Annotated in this window: 15 protein-coding genes; 11 read left to right on the plus strand and 4 right to left on the minus strand. The window is 71.7% G+C overall.

All coding sequences use genetic code 11. The features are described 5' to 3' along the window. Position 1 precedes the first annotated feature (1 nt). Both C8K30_RS01995 and C8K30_RS02000 read right to left on the minus strand, forming a co-directional pair. Entirely contained in the window at positions 2-2,149 is a 2,148-nt protein-coding gene (locus C8K30_RS01995; RefSeq protein WP_108491197.1) for a serine hydrolase domain-containing protein, read from the minus strand. Between the two features lie 192 nt (positions 2,150-2,341). Next, positions 2,342-3,940: an RNA-guided endonuclease TnpB family protein gene (locus tag C8K30_RS02000; protein ID WP_108491198.1), complete on the minus strand. Its 1,599-nt coding sequence runs from the start codon at positions 3,938-3,940 to the stop codon at positions 2,342-2,344. Positions 3,941-4,024: 84 nt separating this feature from the next. Here C8K30_RS02000 and C8K30_RS02005 point away from each other — a divergent pair, with 84 nt between their 5' ends. The 4 genes from C8K30_RS02005 (at position 4,025) to C8K30_RS02020 (ending at position 7,333) form a co-directional block, all read left to right on the plus strand. After that, positions 4,025-4,564 (plus strand): hypothetical protein, encoded by a 540-nt coding sequence (locus tag C8K30_RS02005; protein WP_146197300.1) that lies wholly within the window; start codon positions 4,025-4,027, stop codon positions 4,562-4,564. Further along, positions 4,561-5,643: a proline racemase family protein gene (locus C8K30_RS02010; protein ID WP_108491200.1), complete on the plus strand. Its 1,083-nt coding sequence runs from the start codon at positions 4,561-4,563 to the stop codon at positions 5,641-5,643. Before C8K30_RS02005 ends, C8K30_RS02010 begins: the two co-directional genes overlap by 4 nt. Beyond that, complete coding sequence (locus tag C8K30_RS31135) at positions 5,640-6,716, plus strand: ornithine cyclodeaminase family protein (RefSeq protein WP_108491201.1); 1,077 nt, start codon at positions 5,640-5,642, stop codon at positions 6,714-6,716. The genes C8K30_RS02010 and C8K30_RS31135 overlap by 4 nt, the downstream gene beginning before the upstream one ends. A 101-nt stretch (positions 6,717-6,817) precedes the next feature. Further along, the gene (locus C8K30_RS02020; RefSeq protein WP_108491202.1) at positions 6,818-7,333 is read left to right on the plus strand and encodes a peptidoglycan-binding protein; all 516 of its coding nucleotides are present in this window, start codon (positions 6,818-6,820) and stop codon (positions 7,331-7,333) included. A 247-nt stretch (positions 7,334-7,580) separates the two neighbouring features. Here the strand turns inward: C8K30_RS02020 and menC are convergent, their stop codons facing one another. Both menC and C8K30_RS02030 read right to left on the minus strand, forming a co-directional pair. Beyond that, complete coding sequence (gene menC / locus C8K30_RS02025) at positions 7,581-8,720, minus strand: o-succinylbenzoate synthase (RefSeq protein ID WP_108491203.1); 1,140 nt, start codon at positions 8,718-8,720, stop codon at positions 7,581-7,583. Beyond that, positions 8,717-9,505, minus strand: a complete 789-nt coding sequence (locus C8K30_RS02030; protein WP_108491204.1) for a GNAT family N-acetyltransferase — start codon at positions 9,503-9,505, stop codon at positions 8,717-8,719. The genes menC and C8K30_RS02030 overlap by 4 nt, the downstream gene beginning before the upstream one ends. Positions 9,506-9,759: 254 nt before the next feature. On the opposite strand from C8K30_RS02030, the gene urtA reads away from it, so the two are divergent. The 7 genes from urtA (at position 9,760) to ureB (ending at position 15,407) form a co-directional block, all read left to right on the plus strand. Then, a complete protein-coding gene (gene urtA / locus C8K30_RS02035) occupies positions 9,760-11,028 on the plus strand; it encodes an urea ABC transporter substrate-binding protein (RefSeq protein ID WP_108491205.1) in 1,269 nt (422 codons plus the stop codon). Between the two features lie 28 nt (positions 11,029-11,056). Continuing rightward, a complete protein-coding gene (gene urtB, locus C8K30_RS02040) occupies positions 11,057-11,938 on the plus strand; it encodes an urea ABC transporter permease subunit UrtB (protein ID WP_108491206.1) in 882 nt (293 codons plus the stop codon). Then, on the plus strand, positions 11,935-13,071 hold the full coding sequence (urtC, locus tag C8K30_RS02045; protein WP_108491207.1) for an urea ABC transporter permease subunit UrtC: 1,137 nt from the start codon (positions 11,935-11,937) through the stop codon (positions 13,069-13,071). The genes urtB and urtC overlap by 4 nt, the downstream gene beginning before the upstream one ends. Beyond that, positions 13,068-13,922 (plus strand): urea ABC transporter ATP-binding protein UrtD, encoded by an 855-nt coding sequence (gene urtD, locus C8K30_RS02050; RefSeq protein ID WP_108491208.1) that lies wholly within the window; start codon positions 13,068-13,070, stop codon positions 13,920-13,922. The genes urtC and urtD overlap by 4 nt, the downstream gene beginning before the upstream one ends. Beyond that, entirely contained in the window at positions 13,922-14,620 is a 699-nt protein-coding gene (locus tag C8K30_RS02055; protein ID WP_108491209.1) for an ATP-binding cassette domain-containing protein, read from the plus strand. Before urtD ends, C8K30_RS02055 begins: the two co-directional genes overlap by 1 nt. Before the next feature lie 106 nt (positions 14,621-14,726). Beyond that, positions 14,727-15,029: an urease subunit gamma gene (locus C8K30_RS02060; protein WP_108491210.1), complete on the plus strand. Its 303-nt coding sequence runs from the start codon at positions 14,727-14,729 to the stop codon at positions 15,027-15,029. A gap of 9 nt (positions 15,030-15,038) precedes the next feature. Continuing rightward, positions 15,039-15,407: an urease subunit beta gene (gene ureB, locus C8K30_RS02065; protein WP_108491211.1), complete on the plus strand. Its 369-nt coding sequence runs from the start codon at positions 15,039-15,041 to the stop codon at positions 15,405-15,407. The last annotated feature ends 16 nt before the right edge of the window (positions 15,408-15,423 follow it).

Consider the following 15,423-nt stretch of genomic DNA (forward strand, 5'->3'; position numbering starts at 1 on the left):
GTCAGTACGATACCGACGGCGCGAGCAGGCGGAGGTCGATGGCGAGCCAGGCGATTCCGGCCAGCGCGAGCACCACGAGCGCGGTGCCGAGGACCCGCCGCCAGCCGTGGCGGTGGCGGACGGCTCCGACCACCTGCACGGCGGCCGGGATCAGCCCCAGCACGCCGATGCCCTGGAGCACCTGAAGCTGGCGCAGGGAGAGCTCCGGGACGTCCTGGAGGCTCATCACGGTGATGACCGTGGTGGTCCAGCCGACGAGGGCGAGCACCGTGCAGAGCGCCGCGATCTTCGTCAGGATGCGCGTCACGCGGCCGGTGCCCTCCGGCAGGGACTGCCTCCGGATCCGACGGCGGATCGCGCCGACCGGCCACGCGACGACGGTCACCAGGAGGATCAGGGCAGACGCTCCGAGCACCGGGTAGACCAGGGCCGGGAGTCGCTGCGGCTGGGACGGCAGCAGGGCGAACGCGCTCTCCCACCCGATGGCCTCGACCTTGTCGTCGGCGACCCGCATCGCGATGGTGCGCTGGCCGCCGACCTCGCGCCAGACCCAGGGCCCGACCTCCTCGTACAGGGCGGGCGAAGCGCTGCCGGGACCGGGCGTGATCAGCAGGCGGCCGTCCTCCCGGGCCGTGACCTGCGTGGTGCTGAAGACGTCGAGCGCCGCCAGGAACGTGCTCTGCATGCCGCGGGATGCCACGTAGCTGCCCTCGGCGATCGCCGCGTGCTCCTTCGCGGTCGCCTCGACGGTGCCCGACGCCGCGGCGTCGTCCCCCGTGCCCGCCCCCGAACCGGAGGCCGTGACCGCGGGGAAGTACCGGTCGGCGAAGCCCTGCAGCACTGCCTCGCGCAGGGCGAGCGTGGCGTAGGCGGTGTTGCCCGTGCTGTTGAGGGAGACGAAGATCCCCGCGCGCTCCTCCGGGTAGAGCTGCAGGTGGGAGTGGAAGTACTGCGTGTCGCCGCCGTGGCCGATGATCCAGCGGCCGTTGCGGCTCTCGTCGAAGAACCCGAGCGTCATCCGGGGGCTCGCGGCGAGGTTGCCCAGCGTGCTCTCGTCGAGCGCGGGGGCGTGCATCAGGTCGAGCGTCTCGGGTTCGAGCAGCGACCCGGTACCGGGCTCGCCGAGCTGGGCCAGCATGAACCGCGCCATGTCGGGCGCGGACGCGGTGAGCGCCCCGGCGGGCGGCGCACCGACGATCTCGAACGGCCCGGGGGCCGCGGACGACGTGGTGTACCCCCGCGACATCCGGCCGCTCAGCCCGTCCGGCAGCGGCTGCTCGAAGGTCGACGACGTCATCCGGGCGGGCTCCAGGATGTGACGCCGGACGTACTCCTCGAACGGCACGCCGCTGACCCGCTGGACGATGTAGCCGGCGAGCGCGTTGCCGTAGTTCGAGTACGCGGGGACGGTGCCGGGCTCGTAGACCTGCTCCGGCGGGTCGGCGGCGAGGGAGTCGCGCAGGACCGGCGACGCGTCGCCCGAGCCGATGAGGCCGTCGATCACCTCCTCGAACCCGGCGGTGTGGCTGAGCAGGTTCCGGAGCGTGATCGGCTCGTCGAACCGGCGCGGGACGTCGAAGTCGAGATACTCGGCGACATCGGTGTCCAGGTCGACGTCGCCGCTCTCGACGAGCTGCATCACGGCGGTCGCGGTGAACAGCTTCGACACGGAGCCCGGGCGGAACAGGGTGCGCTCGGCATCGACCGGCACGGCCTCGCCGCCCGTCGTCCCCGTGTCCGCGTAGCCGAAGCCGCGGGTGGTGACGATCTCGCCGTCGTCCACCACGGAGACGACGGCGCCGGCGATGCCCGCGCTCTCCAGCGCGGCCGGCAGCAGACCGTCGAGCCAGGCGTCGACGTCGGGCTGCACCGGGGCGTGCTCGCCGGCCGGGGCGGAGATGGGCGGGGGCGGCGCGGGTTCGTCGGCGGCCGAGACCGCGGTCGAGGCGTTGGCCGGCACCGCGGCGGACGCCGGTGCGCCGGCCGCGACGGTGACGGCAAGGACCCCCAGGGCGGCGAGCGCCGCGGCGGCGCATCGGCCGCGGGGGGTGGAGCGGCCGGGTCTGGCACGGCGGGTCAGCGGGCCGCGGACGTCGAACGGGCCGCCGTCGGGCCGGTTGAGGGATGTCTGGTCGTGGGACGGGAACATCGTCGCGCTCCTCGCGCTCGGCAGGTGTTCGGGCTGGTCCGGAGGCCTTTCTTCCGGACGACCCAAGCCTGTCGAGATGCCCGCTCCGCCACATCGCCCGCGAGCATGCACTCGATCTACGACCTTTGGTGGACAGCGTGCTTCAGAAGTCGGATGGCTTGTGAAACACCGCCCTTCTCGGGCGTCCATGGTTCAGGCCGCGGGTGCGGTCTGATTGGTTCCCACGTCATCCAGTCCCTTGCCACCGAGACGCGGGGCGTCAGGGTGGGTGGGGGTGTCCTGTCGGTGGGCGTTCTTGACGGGGCCGGCTGCTTGACGGTCCCCGACCCGGGCAGCACCACGCCCCGCAACGCCTGTGTCTTCGGCGGTAGGGGTGTGGTTCTCGGCCCAGGCGGCGAGATTGACGGCGGCATTCAGATCCCGGTCCATCACATGCCCGCACGACCAGCACTCGAAGACGCGGTCCTTGAGGGTCAGGTCCTTGCGCAGGGTGCCGCAGGCAGAGCAGGTCTTGGACGACGGGTACCACCGGTCCGCGAGCAGGACCTGCCCGTGGCGCCAGGCCTGCTTGTAGGTGATCTGCCGAGCGAGCTCGCCCCACGCAGCATCCGAGATGGCGCGCGACAGCTTGCGGTTCCTTGTCATGCCGGTGATGTTCAGGTCTTCCAGGACCAGCCGGGCGTGGTTCTTGACCAACTGGTTGGACACCTGATGCAGCACATGGCGACGACGGTCACGGATCCGGGCATGTTGCCGTCCCAGACGCACGACAGCCTTCTTGCGGTTCTTCGATCCCTTCTTCTTGCGGGACACCGCCTTGGACAGGCGACGCAGACGTGGCAGCCCGCGCCGGAAGGCGCGCTGGTTGGTGACCCGCAGGACCTCGACACCGTCGCGGGTGCCGGCGACGGCCAGGACGTGCAGACCACGATCTACCCCCACCCAACCCTTCCCGCCGTGCCGGGTGGGCTGGGTGCGGCCATCCCTGATCTCTGCCTCGTCGGTCTCGACGGGTTGGGGCGTGTGCCGCGCTTCGGGATGTTGGTGTGCGGGGTGCAGGTCGGCGGCCTCGACGGTGATGGAGATCCACCACCGGTTCGCACCCCGGGACACCGTCACCGAGAGGATCCGGGCCCGGCCGGTGGCGATCATTCGACGCAACCGCCGGGTGCATTCCCGCATGCGCAGGACACCGATCTTCGGCAGGCGCACCGACCGGAGACGATCCCCGTCCCCGAGGCGAATGCTGGCGCGCCCACTGTTGGTCTTGTTCCGGATCCGGAACGACCCACCCGTCGGGTTCTTCCTCTTGAACCGTGGGGACCCGACCTTCGGTCCCTTCCGGGCACCGGTGCGGGAGTCGGTGGACGCCTTCAGCCCGCGACCCAGGTCCACGCAGGCTTCCTCGAACACCTGCGCCAGCACCCGGTCCTGCCAGACCAGACCCGTCACCTCCACCCTGGCCGTCCCGGTCGGGTCGACGAGGAACCGGCGCCCGGCCGCCTCCGACCTCTTCCAGGCGTTGAACGCGTTGATCAGATCGAACCCCGTCCACGGCACGCGAACAGCACCAGAGACGTCACCGACCTCGGGTAGCGAGTTCGCGCTCTGCCCACGGCGGGCAGCCGTACGCGCGTCCTTGTGCAGGCGCAGGGCCTGGTTGAACGCGAACCTTGCCGCGCCCACGTGCCGGGACAGCACACGTTCCTGCTCGACCGACGGGTCGAGGCAGAACCGGAACGACGTGTGCCTGGGCATGCGGGCCATCCTGCCATCCACCCACCACGACATCGCACACCTGTTCTACGTCTGGGAAGAACCCGCCACCCACCACCGAACCACAACCAATTCCGAAACACGCCGTAGGCTCACGCCGTGATCACCTCGGAAATGGTGTCGATACTGTCAGTCGGCCTTCCTGCGATCGGCGCCCTCGTGTCAGCGATCGTCTCGTTCATCGGTGTGCTGCCCGGCAGCGAGCGCCGGCTGCACCGCCTAGTCAGCATCCACAACGAGATGCCGACAGGCGAGGGCAAGGCGGCGCTGGAGGACGCGGTCAACGAGCTGGCCGTCCGGACCGCGCGCCGGGTGGTCTCGACCGGTGCCGAGCGGCGCGAGCGGCGGAAGCTCGACGGGGGCAAGGTGGGCTTTGCCATCTTCACCGTCCTGGTGGGCGGCGGCGTGGCCTGGGGCATCTGGTTCCTCGGTTCGCTGGCACATGCCTTGCCCGTCCTGCAGTGGACGCTCTGGGTCATCGCCACCCTCGTGACCCTCGTGACCACGTTCTTCGCGGCGATCGGACTGACCGACCTGTACGAGGACCCGGAGAAGGACGCGGCGAACAAGGCCAAGCGGGAGGCGGCCAAGAAGGCCCGGGACGAGGCTAGGCGCGCCGCCCGGAACGAGCCGGTGTGATCACGCAGACCATCGACACCACCGACTACCACACCGCGGGCGAGCCGTTCCGGATCGTGGCGGACGTGCCCGTGCCGCTGCCGGGCGACTCGGTGGCCGACCGCCGGGCCCGCGCGGTGACGAGCACGGCGGCCCAGGCGCTGCGGCAGACGCTGTGCTCGGAGCCGCGCGGCCACGCGGACATGTACGGCGGGTTCATCGTCCCGCCGGACGACGCCGGCGCCCACCTCGGCGTCCTCTTCTGGCACAAGGACGGGTTCTCGACGGCGTGCGGGCACGGCACGATCGCCCTCGGCGCCTGGGCCGTGGACACCGGCCTGGTGGCGGCGCCCGACGACGGCGTCGCCGACGTGGTCGTGGACGTCCCCTCGGGCCGGGTCACCGCTCGGGTGCACCGCGCAGCCGGGCGCACGGTCGCCGTCGACTTCGTCAACGTCCCCAGCTATGTGCTGGCCCGCGACCTGCCGGTGCCGACGCCGCGGGGCGAGGCGTCGGCGACCCTGGTCTACGGGGGCGCGATCTACGCGAGCGTGGACGCGACGACCCTCGGCCTGTCGGTGGACCCGGCGAGCTACGGGGACCTCATCGCGGTGGGGCGCGAGATCAAGCGCACGCTGGACGCGGGCGGCCTGGCGGTCCATCCCACCGACCCGCGCCTGAGCGGCGTGTACGGCACGATCCTGTACGAGGAAGTGGGCGAACCGGGCGGCGGCGACCCCGGCAGCGGCCCCGGCGTCAACGACGGTCCCGGTTTCGGCCCCGGCAACAGCAACACGGTGCACCAGCGCAACGTGACGGTCTTCGCCGACGGCCAGGTCGACCGCTCCCCCTGCGGCTCCGGCACGGCCGCCCGGCTTGCCGTCCTGGCCGACGACGGCCGGGTCGGCGTCGGCGGCGCGATCCTCCGGCACGAGTCGATAGTCGGCTCGGAGTTCACCGGCACGATCGTCGGCACGACCCGCGTCGGCGACCTCCCCGCGGTGATACCCCAGGTCACCGGCATGGCGTACCGCACGGGCGAGCACCGCTTCGTGGTCGACGACGCCGACCCCCTCGTGCCCGGGTTCGTGCTCCGATGAGCGCGCCCCTCGTCCTGGACGCCGCGGCGGTCGCCGCCGCGTGCCCACCCGCCGACGCCGTCGTCGCCATCCGATCCGCGCTGACCCGCGGCCTGGACCCGGCCGCCGACCTGCCCCGCCAGGCAGTCCCGCTGGACGCCGGTCAGCTCCTGCTCATGCCGTCGGACGGCGGCGGCGACCTGGCGCACGTCGGGATCAAGCTGGCTACGGTCGCCCCCGCCAACCCGGATCTGGGTCTCCCCCGAATCCAGGGCTCGTACCTGCTGCTCGACGCCGCCACGCTGGGCGTCGTCGCGATGCTCGACGGCATCACGCTGACCACGCTGCGCACGCCCGCCGTCTCAGTCGCGGCGGTCCTGGACCGCCTCCTCGCGAAGCCGGGTCCAGCGCCGGGTCCGGGTCCGGATCTGGACCCGGGTGCAGAAGCAGGTCCAAAGCCGGGTCTAGCGCCGGGTCCAGCGCCGGGTCCAGAGGCAGGTCCAGCGCCGGGACAGGAGCCGTTGCTGGATCCGCTGGGCGTGGCCGTGATCGGCTCCGGCCCGCAGGCGCACGGGCACGTCGCGACCCTCGCTGACGTCCTGCGAGGACGCCGGGAACTCGCCCCGGTCACCCAACTCGTCCGGAACCCGGGCCGGGTCACCCCGATCGACGGCGCGCAGATCGTCCGGCTCGGCAGCGAGGAGTCCGACGCCGCGCTCCGCACCGCCGACGTCGTCGTGTGCGCGACGTCGGCGCGCGAGCCGCTGTTCGACGCCGCCCTGATCGCGGACACGGCGATCGTGATCGCGGTGGGCTCGCACGAGCCCGACGCCCGGGAGCTTCCGGCCGGGCTGCTCGCCCGCGCCACCGTCGTCGTCGAGGATCCCGGCGCCGCCCTGCGCGAGGCGGGCGACGTCGTGCTGGCCATCGCCGACGGCGCGCTGCGGACCCAGGACCTGGTCCCGATGCGCGACGTCGTCACGGGCGCCGTCCATCCGGACCCGGCGCGGCCGCTCGTCTTCAAGAGCACCGGCATGTCCTGGGAGGACCTGGTTGTGGCCGAGGAAGTGCTCGCGGGAGCACGTTTGCACTGAGATGCAAGGTCGTTCTCAGCGAGACCCTTCCGGAGTTGAGTAGTGCTCGGTCACATGTGTGGCCTACACGACGACGGGAGCACCCAGTGCGAATCAGAAAGATGGCGACCGGAACCATCGCCGCCTTCACCGGCCTCGTCCTGGCCGGCGGAATGCTGGCGACCGCCGCGCCGGCGTCGGCCAACACGAACGACGGCTGGGTCAGCGGCGCAGGCAGCATGGCCGACGACTGGGGAGACGAGGGCACCGTCTCGACCACTTCCTACTCGTCCTCCACCGCGACCTGCCTGTGGCAGCAGGTGCTGCGCGCGGAGGGGCTGCTCAGCGCGTCCGGCATCGACGGGCACTTCGGCTCCAACACGAAGGCGGCTACGGAGAACTTCCAGGCGCGGTACAGCGACCTCGCGGACGACGGCAAGGCCGGCCCGAACACCTGGGGCAAGGCCGACAACAAGTTCACGCAGGTGGTGGAGTACACCGACGGCAGCGCGAGGGCCGTCTACGACGGCACGAGCTCCAACTTCACGGTCTACCGCAACACCCAGGGCCGCCACTTCTGGTGGCACGAGGGCGACAGCGCCCATCGCTACGCGGCGTACGGCTCCAACAGCTGCTGACCCCCGCCTCCCCCTCGGAGCGACCACCGAAGCCTTAACTCCCCACCCCCGACCCGCAACCTACCCGCCGTAGAGGGCGTCGAACCGATGGATGTTGGTCCACCGAGCGCTCGATGGACCAACATCCATCGGTTCGGCGACCGCCCGGACGTTTAGGTTGCGGGTCGCACCGGAGTGACCGCCGGCAGACACGTAGGTTCGGCACTCGAACCGCTGGGTCGAACACCTCGTCCGCTGCGGATCGCAGCTACCCCACCGACACCCACTCCGTGGACGTCGTGAACTTGTCGAGCAGGTCCGGGAGCGGCGCCACGCCCAGGCCGGGGCCGGCTGGCACGGCGATGTGGCCGTCGTCGAGCACGAACGGTTCGGTGATGTCGGTGCGGTAGAACCGGTCGGACCCCGAGATGTCGCCCGGCAGCGTGAATCCTGGCAGGGCCGCGAGCGCCGCGTTGGCCGCCCGCCCGAGCCCGGTCTCCAGCATGCCGCCGCACCAGACGGCAACACCGTGCGCGACGGCGAGGTCGTGGATGCGCCGGGCCTCCAGGTATCCGCCCACGCGGCCGGGCTTGATGTTGATGATCGAGCAGGCGCCGAGCGTGATCGCGGCGGCGGCGGTCTGGGCGGAGACGATGGACTCGTCCAGGCACACGGGCGTCTGGATGCGGCGCGCCAGCTCGGCGTGGCCCAGCACGTCCTCCTCCTCGAGCGGCTGCTCGATGAGCAGCAGGTCGAACGGGTCGAGGCGCGCCAGGTGCCGCGCGTCGCCCAGGGTGTACGCGGTGTTGGCGTCGACCTGCAGCAGCACGCCGTCGCCGAACCGCTCCCGCACGGCCCGTACGGGCTCGACGTCCCAGCCGGGCTCGATCTTCAGCTTGATCCGCTGGTATCCATCGGAGAGGTAACCGTCGACGGCGTCGAGCAGCGCGGGGATCGTGTCGTGGATGCCAACGGACACGCCGCTCGGCACGCGGTCGACGACGGCGCCCAGCTCGCCGGCGAACGACCGGCCCAGGGTGCGCAGCTCGGCGTCGAGCACCGCCATCTCCAGGGCCGCCTTCGACATGCGGTGTCCCTTGATGGGCGCGAGCGCATGTCCGACGTCGGACGCAGCGATGCCGCCCGGACCGCCGGGCCGCCGAGCGGACTCCTGATGCCGCGAGAGGGCGGGTAGCAGGAACCGCCGCAGCACGTCGGCGGCGGCGTCCGCGTACTCCGAGGAGTACAGCGGCTCGGCCATGGCCACGCACTCGCCCCAGCCCTCGGCGCCGTCGGTCACGGCGCGCAGCAGGAGGACGTCGCGCTCGTGCTCCGTGCCGAACGACGTCCGGAACGGCGCCACGAGCGGCATGGTGATCCTGCGCAGCTCGACTCCCTGCAGCTTCACGGGCGGGCTCCTTCGATCGGGGCGTGGATGAGGTAGCCGCGCTCGCGGTCGAAGCCGACGACGGTACCGGCCGCGAGGTACGGCCCCAGGCTCTCGCGCAGTCGCAGCCGCCAGTCGTGGGCCGCGGCGGGATCGGTGGCGCGCAGCCCTTCGATGTCGGCGGGTACGGGCACGACGGCGTCCGGGCCGACGGCGTCCGCCGCGCCCTCTCGACCGGGGGCGCACGCGGCGGCGACCTCCGGCGCGCGCAGGTCCCAGCGGACCAGGACCCGGTCGCTGTCCTCGCCGCCGTTGATGGCGTCGGACACGCGCCCGTAGAAGTTCGGCAGGTACTCGGCGGGCCGGGCCGCGAGCTTGGTGATGTTGAAGTGCGCGTTGCGCGCTATCAGCGGGTCGTAGGTCCAGGCGATCTCGTCGAGGCCCAGCGCGAGCGCCCACGCGCGCTGATGCACCTTGAGCGCGAAGCCGACCCCGCGCCCGCCGGTCCCGGGCGTCACAGCCGCGACGTGGCTGTGCAGCGAGCGCTGCTGCGGTGCCGAATGGAACGCCACGCACGCGCCCACCAGGGTGCCGTCGCGGAACGCGCCGCCCACGTAGCTCCCCGTCTTGCTGAACGCGCGCAGCAGCTCGGTGGTGACCTCCGGCTTGCCCCAGACGTCCGTGAACAGGTCGCCGACGACGGCCAGCTCGTCCACCTCCGACACCTCCCGGACCGTCACCCCGGCCGCGCGGGCAGCGGCGTCGGCATCCCGGGCCGCCTGGACGACGACGTCGTCGCTCACCATGCGGCCTCGCCCTCCACGTACAGATGAGGCCAGGTCGGGACGGTCTTCAGGAGTGCCATGTCGTCACGCTAGAGCACAAGGTCTCGGAAGCGGGAGCGCAGCGCTGGCGTACGCCCGCCGAAACACGAGGGGCCGCCGGGAAACAGGAAAGTTACAGCGGAAGAACTGGAGCGACATCTACGTCCACTTAGGTTCATTTGAACCTAACCGGTCGGCCCACACCGGGCCGACGGCCACGAAACGGAGCATCCCCCATGCGTCTACGGTCCACGTCGCGCAACGGCGCGACGCGTCTGAGCACCGTCTCACTCGCCGCCCTCTGCGTCTTCGCCCTGAGCGCCTGCGGAGCGCGGGTCGACGCCGGGGGTGCCCCGTCGGCCTCGGCCGAGAGCTGCGTCGACACGTCGGGTGACACGGTCAAGATCGGCTTCCTCAACTCGCTCTCGGGCACGATGGCGATCTCCGAGCAGACCGTCCACGACGCCCTCGAGCTCGCCGCCGAGGAGATCAACGCCGACGGCGGAGTGCTCGGCAAGCAGCTCGAGATCGTCTCGGAGGACGGCCAGTCCGAGCCCACCGTCTTCGCCGAGAAGGCCGGCAAGCTCATCACCAGCGACTGCGTCGCCGCCGTGTTCGGCGGCTGGACGTCGGCCTCGCGCAAGGCGATGCTGCCGGTGTTCGAGGCGCAGGACTCCCTGCTGTTCTACCCGGTGCAGTACGAGGGCCTGGAGTCCTCGCCGAACATCTTCTACACCGGCGCCACGACCAACCAGCAGATCGTGCCCGCCCTCGACTACCTCGTCGAGCAGGGCACCAAGTCCCTGTTCCTGGTCGGCTCGGACTACGTCTTCCCGCGCACGGCGAACAAGATCATCAACGCCTACGCCGAGGCCCACGACATCGAGATCGTCGGCGAGGAATACGCGCCGCTCGGCCACACCGACTTCTCCACGATCGTCAACAAGGTGAAGTCCGCCGACGCCGACGCCGTGTTCAACACGCTCAACGGCGACTCCAACGTGGCGTTCTTCAAGGAGTACAACAACGCCGGGATGTCCGCCGACGACATGCCCGTCGTCTCGGTGTCGATCGCCGAGGAGGAGGTCGGCGGCATCGGCGTCGAGAACATCGAGGGCCAGCTCACCGCCTGGAACTACTACCAGACCGTCGACAGCCCCGAGAACACGGCGTTCGTCGAGGCCTTCAAGGCCGAGTACGGCGAGGACCGGCCCACCTCCGACCCGATGGAGGCCGCCTACACCTCGCTCTACCTCTGGAAGGAGATGGTCGAGAAGGCCGGCTCGTTCGCCGTCGACGACGTCACCGCCGCGGCCGACGGAGCCACCTACGACGCGCCCGAGGGCAAGGTCGTGGTGAACGGCGACAACCACCACATCGCCAAGACCGCCCTCATCGGAAAGATCGGCGCGGACGGCCTGATCCACACCGAGTGGAGCTCCGAGGAGCCCATCGAGCCCGACCCGTACCTCGAGGGCTACGACTGGGCCGACGGCCTGTCCTGACCAGGGCCCGAGACGAAACGGACCCTCGATGGACATCATCGCCCAGCTCTTCGCCGGACTCAGCCTCGGCTCCGTCCTCCTGCTCGCCGCCCTGGGCCTCTCCCTGACCTTCGGCCAGATGGGTGTCATCAACATGGCCCACGGCGAGTTCATGATGGCGGGCGCCTACACGGCGTTCGTCGTCCAGGGAGTCGTCGGCGACGCCGGCGTGAGCCTTCTGGTCGCGCTCCCGCTCGGCTTCGTCGTCGGCGGCCTGCTCGGCCTGCTCTTGGAGGCGACGCTGATCCACCGGATGTACCGGCGGCCGCTGGACACGCTGCTCGTCACCTGGGGTGTCGCGCTCGTGCTCCAGCAGGTCGCGCGGGACGTGTTCGGCGCGCCCAACGTGGACGTCAGCGCCCCGGCGTGGCTGTCGGGCGCCGTCGAGATCGGCGGGCTCGCGCTGCCCAGGACCCGCCTGTTCATCCTGGCGCTCGCCGCCGTGTGCGTGGTCGCCCTGGCACTGGCCCTGCGGGCCACGCCGCTCGGCCGGCGGATCCGCGCCGTCGTGCAGAACCGCGACCTGGCCGAGGCGTCCGGCATCTCGTCGCGCGCCACCGACCGGGTCACGTTCTTCATCGGCTCCGGGCTCGCCGGTATCGCGGGCGTCGCGCTCACGCTGCTCGGCTCGGTCGGGCCGACGCTCGGGACCAACTACATAGTCGACGCGTTCCTGGTCGTCGTGGCCGGCGGCATCGGCCAGATCAAGGGCACCGTGATCGCAGCGATGGCGCTCGGCCTGATGCAGGCGTTCTTCGAGTACTCGACGACGGCCTCGGTCGCCAAGGTGCTCGTGTTCGTCGCGATCGTCGCCTTCCTCCAGCTACGACCCCAGGGGCTGGTCTCGGTCCGGACGAGGAGCCTCGCATGACCGTCCTCACCGCCCTGCTGCGACCCGGCCGCGCCCGGACCCTCGCGGCGTTCGCCCTCGCAGCCGCCCTCCTGCTCCTGGCACCCGCCGTGCTCAGCCCGTTCCGCCTCGACCTGCTCGCCAAGTTCCTCTGCCTCGCCATGGTCGCGGTAGGGATCGGCCTGGCGTGGGGCCGCGGCGGGCTGCTCACCCTGGGCCAGGGGGTCTACTTCGGCCTCGGCGCCTACCTGATGGCCATGCATCTCAAGCTGGCCGACGCCGGCCCGGGCGGCGTCCCCGACTTCATGCTCCTGTACGGCACGGGGCAGGTGCCGGGCTGGTGGGAGCCGCTGCGGTCACCGGTCTCGGCGATCCTGCTGGTCCTGCTCGTCCCGGCGGCCCTCGCCGCGCTGCTCGGCTGGGCCGTGTTCACCCGCCGGGTGCGGGGCGCTTACTTCGCGATCCTGTCCCAGGCGCTTGCGGCGGCATTCGCGATCCTGCTCATCGGGCAGCAGCAGACCACCGGCGGGACCAACGGGCTCAACGGGTTCCGCGCGTTCTTCGGCTACGACCTGGCCGACCCGGTCAACAAGCAGATGCTCTACCTGATCGCGGCCGGCGTCCTGCTCGTGATGGTGGCCGTGGTGCGCTGGCTGACCGTCTCCCGGTTCGGCGAGCTGCTGGTGGCCGTGCGCGACCAGGAGGACCGCGTGCGGTTCCTCGGTTACGACCCCGCCCTGGTGAAGGTGGTCGCGTACGTGGTCGCGGCGGTGATGGCCGCGGTCGGCGGCGCGCTGTTCGTCCCGATCGCGGGGATCATCTCGCCGGCCGACGTCGGCGTGGTGCCGTCCATCGGCTTCCTCATCGGGGTGGCGATCGGCGGGCGCGCGACCCTGCTCGGCCCGGTGCTCGGTTCGATAGCGGTCAGCTGGGCGCAGACCTCGATCTCCGAGCAGTTCCCGTCGGGCTGGATCTACTTCCAGGGCGCGCTGTTCATCCTCGTCATCGCGTTCCTGCCCGGCGGTCTCGCGTCGGTCGCCGGGAAGCTGCGCCGTCGTCGTGCCGCCGCGCCTCCTGGGGAGGCGGCGCCTGGCGACGCGGCGCCCGATGCGGGGCCCGGCCCCGAACTGGTTCCGGAGAGGAGCCCGGCATGAGTGACACGCCAGCAACGGCGCAGCCGCCGGAGACCGAGATCGACCTGGCCGCGGCCGAGGCGCTGCTCGGGACCGACACCTCCCGTTTTCGGCACGACTACCTGGAGGTGCGCGGGCTCCGCGTCGAGTTCGACGGCTTCGTCGCGGTGCGCGACGTCGACCTCACGGTCACGCAGGGCGACCTGCGGTTCCTGATCGGCCCGAACGGCGCGGGCAAGACGACGCTCATCGACGCGGTGACCGGGCTGGTCCGGGCGACGGGGTCGGTCGCCTTCGGGCGGACGGAGCTGCTCGGGCGCAGCACGCACCGCATCGCCCGCGCCGGCGTCGGGCGCACGTTCCAGACGGCGAGCGTGTTCGAGGAGCTGACCGTGCTGCAGAACCTCGACATCGCCGCGGGCGCGCGGCGTAGGCCCCTGACGCTGCTGCGCCGCCGTCGGGGGACGCCGGAGGCGGTCGAGCACGCGCTGGAGACCGTGGGGCTGACGGCGCTGCGCGACGTGCCGGCCGGGGTGCTCGCGCACGGCCAGAAGCAGTGGCTGGAGATCGGGATGCTGCTCGTCCAGGACGCCCACCTGCTGCTGCTGGACGAGCCGGTGGCCGGGATGACCCACGCCGAGCGCGAGGAGACCGGGCAGCTGCTGCGCCGGATCGGGTCGCAGCGGGTGGTGGTCGTCGTCGAGCACGACATGGAGTTCCTGCGCTCCTTCGCCGACTCCGTGACGGTGATGCACCAGGGGCGCGTGCTGGCCGAGGGCACGGTGAACGAGGTGCAGAACGACCCCGCCGTCGTCGAGGTCTACCTCGGCGCGCCGGCCGGGCCCGCCACTACAGAAGGAGACCTCCCGTGATGCTGGAGCTGAGCGGCGTGACCACGGGCTACGGGCGGACGACGGTGGTGCACGGCGTCGACCTGGCAGTCCCCGACGGGGCGCTGACCGCCGTCCTGGGCCACAACGGCGCGGGCAAGACGACCCTGCTGCGGGCCGTGCTCGGCCTGCTGCCCCTGCGCGCCGGGTCGGTGCGGCTCGCCGGCGAGGACGTCACGGCGCTCGCGCCCCACAAACGGGTGCGGCGCGGCATCGCCTACGTGCCGCAGGGCCAGCAGTCGTTCGGGCAGCTCAGCGCGCGGGAGAACCTGCAGGTGGTCGCCGACGCGCACGGGCGCACGGGCCGACGTCGGACGGACGAGGCGCTCGACCTCTTCCCCGCGCTGCGCGACCTGCTCGGACGCCAGGCCGGGCTGCTGTCCGGCGGGCAGCGCCAGCAGCTCGCGATCGCGCGGGCGCTGGTCACGGGGCCGCGCCTGCTCGTCCTCGACGAGCCGGTCGAGGGCATCCAGCCCAACGTCGTCACCGAGATCTACGACGCGATCTCGGCGCTCACCGCCGCAGAAAGCCTGTCCGTGCTGCTGGTCGAGCAGCACATCGGCTACGCCGTGGAGCACGCCGCCGAGTTCGCCGTGCTCACCTCCGGCCGCATCGCCCACCGGGGGCAGGGCGGCGGGGCGGACGCCGCCGCGGACGCCCGCAAGGCGCTGACCCTATGACCGCCCAAACCGCCGCCTCTTGGTTGTGGGCGCGACGGTTGCGACTATCCGTCCGTTTTGGGCGCAACGATCGCGCCCACAACCAAGCCTTGGAGGGGGTGGGGGTGTGCGGTTGACGCCTGGTGATGTCGAGAAGCTGCTGCTGGCCACCGCCGGGATGGTCGCGCGCGACCGCCTGGCGCGCGGCGTGCGGCTCAACTACCCGGAGTCGGTGGCGCTCCTGTCCTGCTGGGTCATCGAGCGGGCCCGCGAGGGCGCCGACGTCGCGACGCTCATGGACACCGGCCGCGAGGTCCTCGTCCGCGAGCAGGTGATGGACGGCGTCGCGGAGATGCTCGTGGACGTCCAGGTCGAGGCCACGTTCCCCGACGGTCGCAAGCTCGTCACCCTGCACCACCCGGTCCAGTAGGAGGTCCACATGTCAGCCCACACGTCCACCGGGCCGGGTGCGATCCGCGTAGCCCCGGGCCGCATCGAGATCAACGCCGACCGCGCGCCGCACGAGCGCCTGCGCCTCGTCGTCCTGAACACCGGCGACCGGCCCGTCCAGATCGGCTCCCACCTGCACCTGCCCGACGCCAACGGCGCGCTGGAGTTCGACCGCGAGGCTGCGCACGGGTTCCGGCTCGACGTGCCCTCCGGCACCTCCCAGCGGTTCGAGCCCGGCGCGAGCCGCCAGGTCGACGCCGTGACGATCCGCGGGGCGCGTCGCGTGCCCGGGCTCCAGCGCGGCAAGACCGACGGCGGCGCACTGGGCCCGGTCGCGAACGAGCAGGAGGAACGCTGATGGCCGACTGCAGACC

Origin of the sequence: Promicromonospora sp. AC04, assembly GCF_003058225.1 — a bacterium.
GTDB lineage: Bacteria > Actinomycetota > Actinomycetes > Actinomycetales > Cellulomonadaceae > Promicromonospora.

What these genes read in the sequence shown, in the direction of transcription:
- C8K30_RS01995 (WP_108491197.1), bottom strand. Translation starts at nt 2,149, where the DNA reads ATGTTCCCGTCCCACGACCAGACATCCCTCAACCGGCCCGACGGCGGC.
- C8K30_RS02000 (WP_108491198.1), bottom strand. Translation starts at nt 3,940, where the DNA reads ATGTCGTGGTGGGTGGATGGCAGGATGGCCCGCATGCCCAGGCACACG.
- C8K30_RS31135 (WP_108491201.1), top strand. Translation starts at nt 5,640, where the DNA reads ATGAGCGCGCCCCTCGTCCTGGACGCCGCGGCGGTCGCCGCCGCGTGC.
- C8K30_RS02020 (WP_108491202.1), top strand. Translation starts at nt 6,818, where the DNA reads ATGGCGACCGGAACCATCGCCGCCTTCACCGGCCTCGTCCTGGCCGGC.
- C8K30_RS02030 (WP_108491204.1), bottom strand. Translation starts at nt 9,505, where the DNA reads ATGGTGAGCGACGACGTCGTCGTCCAGGCGGCCCGGGATGCCGACGCC.
- urtA (WP_108491205.1), top strand. Translation starts at nt 9,760, where the DNA reads ATGCGTCTACGGTCCACGTCGCGCAACGGCGCGACGCGTCTGAGCACC.
- urtB (WP_108491206.1), top strand. Translation starts at nt 11,057, where the DNA reads ATGGACATCATCGCCCAGCTCTTCGCCGGACTCAGCCTCGGCTCCGTC.
- urtC (WP_108491207.1), top strand. Translation starts at nt 11,935, where the DNA reads ATGACCGTCCTCACCGCCCTGCTGCGACCCGGCCGCGCCCGGACCCTC.
- urtD (WP_108491208.1), top strand. Translation starts at nt 13,068, where the DNA reads ATGAGTGACACGCCAGCAACGGCGCAGCCGCCGGAGACCGAGATCGAC.
- C8K30_RS02055 (WP_108491209.1), top strand. Translation starts at nt 13,922, where the DNA reads ATGCTGGAGCTGAGCGGCGTGACCACGGGCTACGGGCGGACGACGGTG.
- ureB (WP_108491211.1), top strand. Translation starts at nt 15,039, where the DNA reads ATGTCAGCCCACACGTCCACCGGGCCGGGTGCGATCCGCGTAGCCCCG.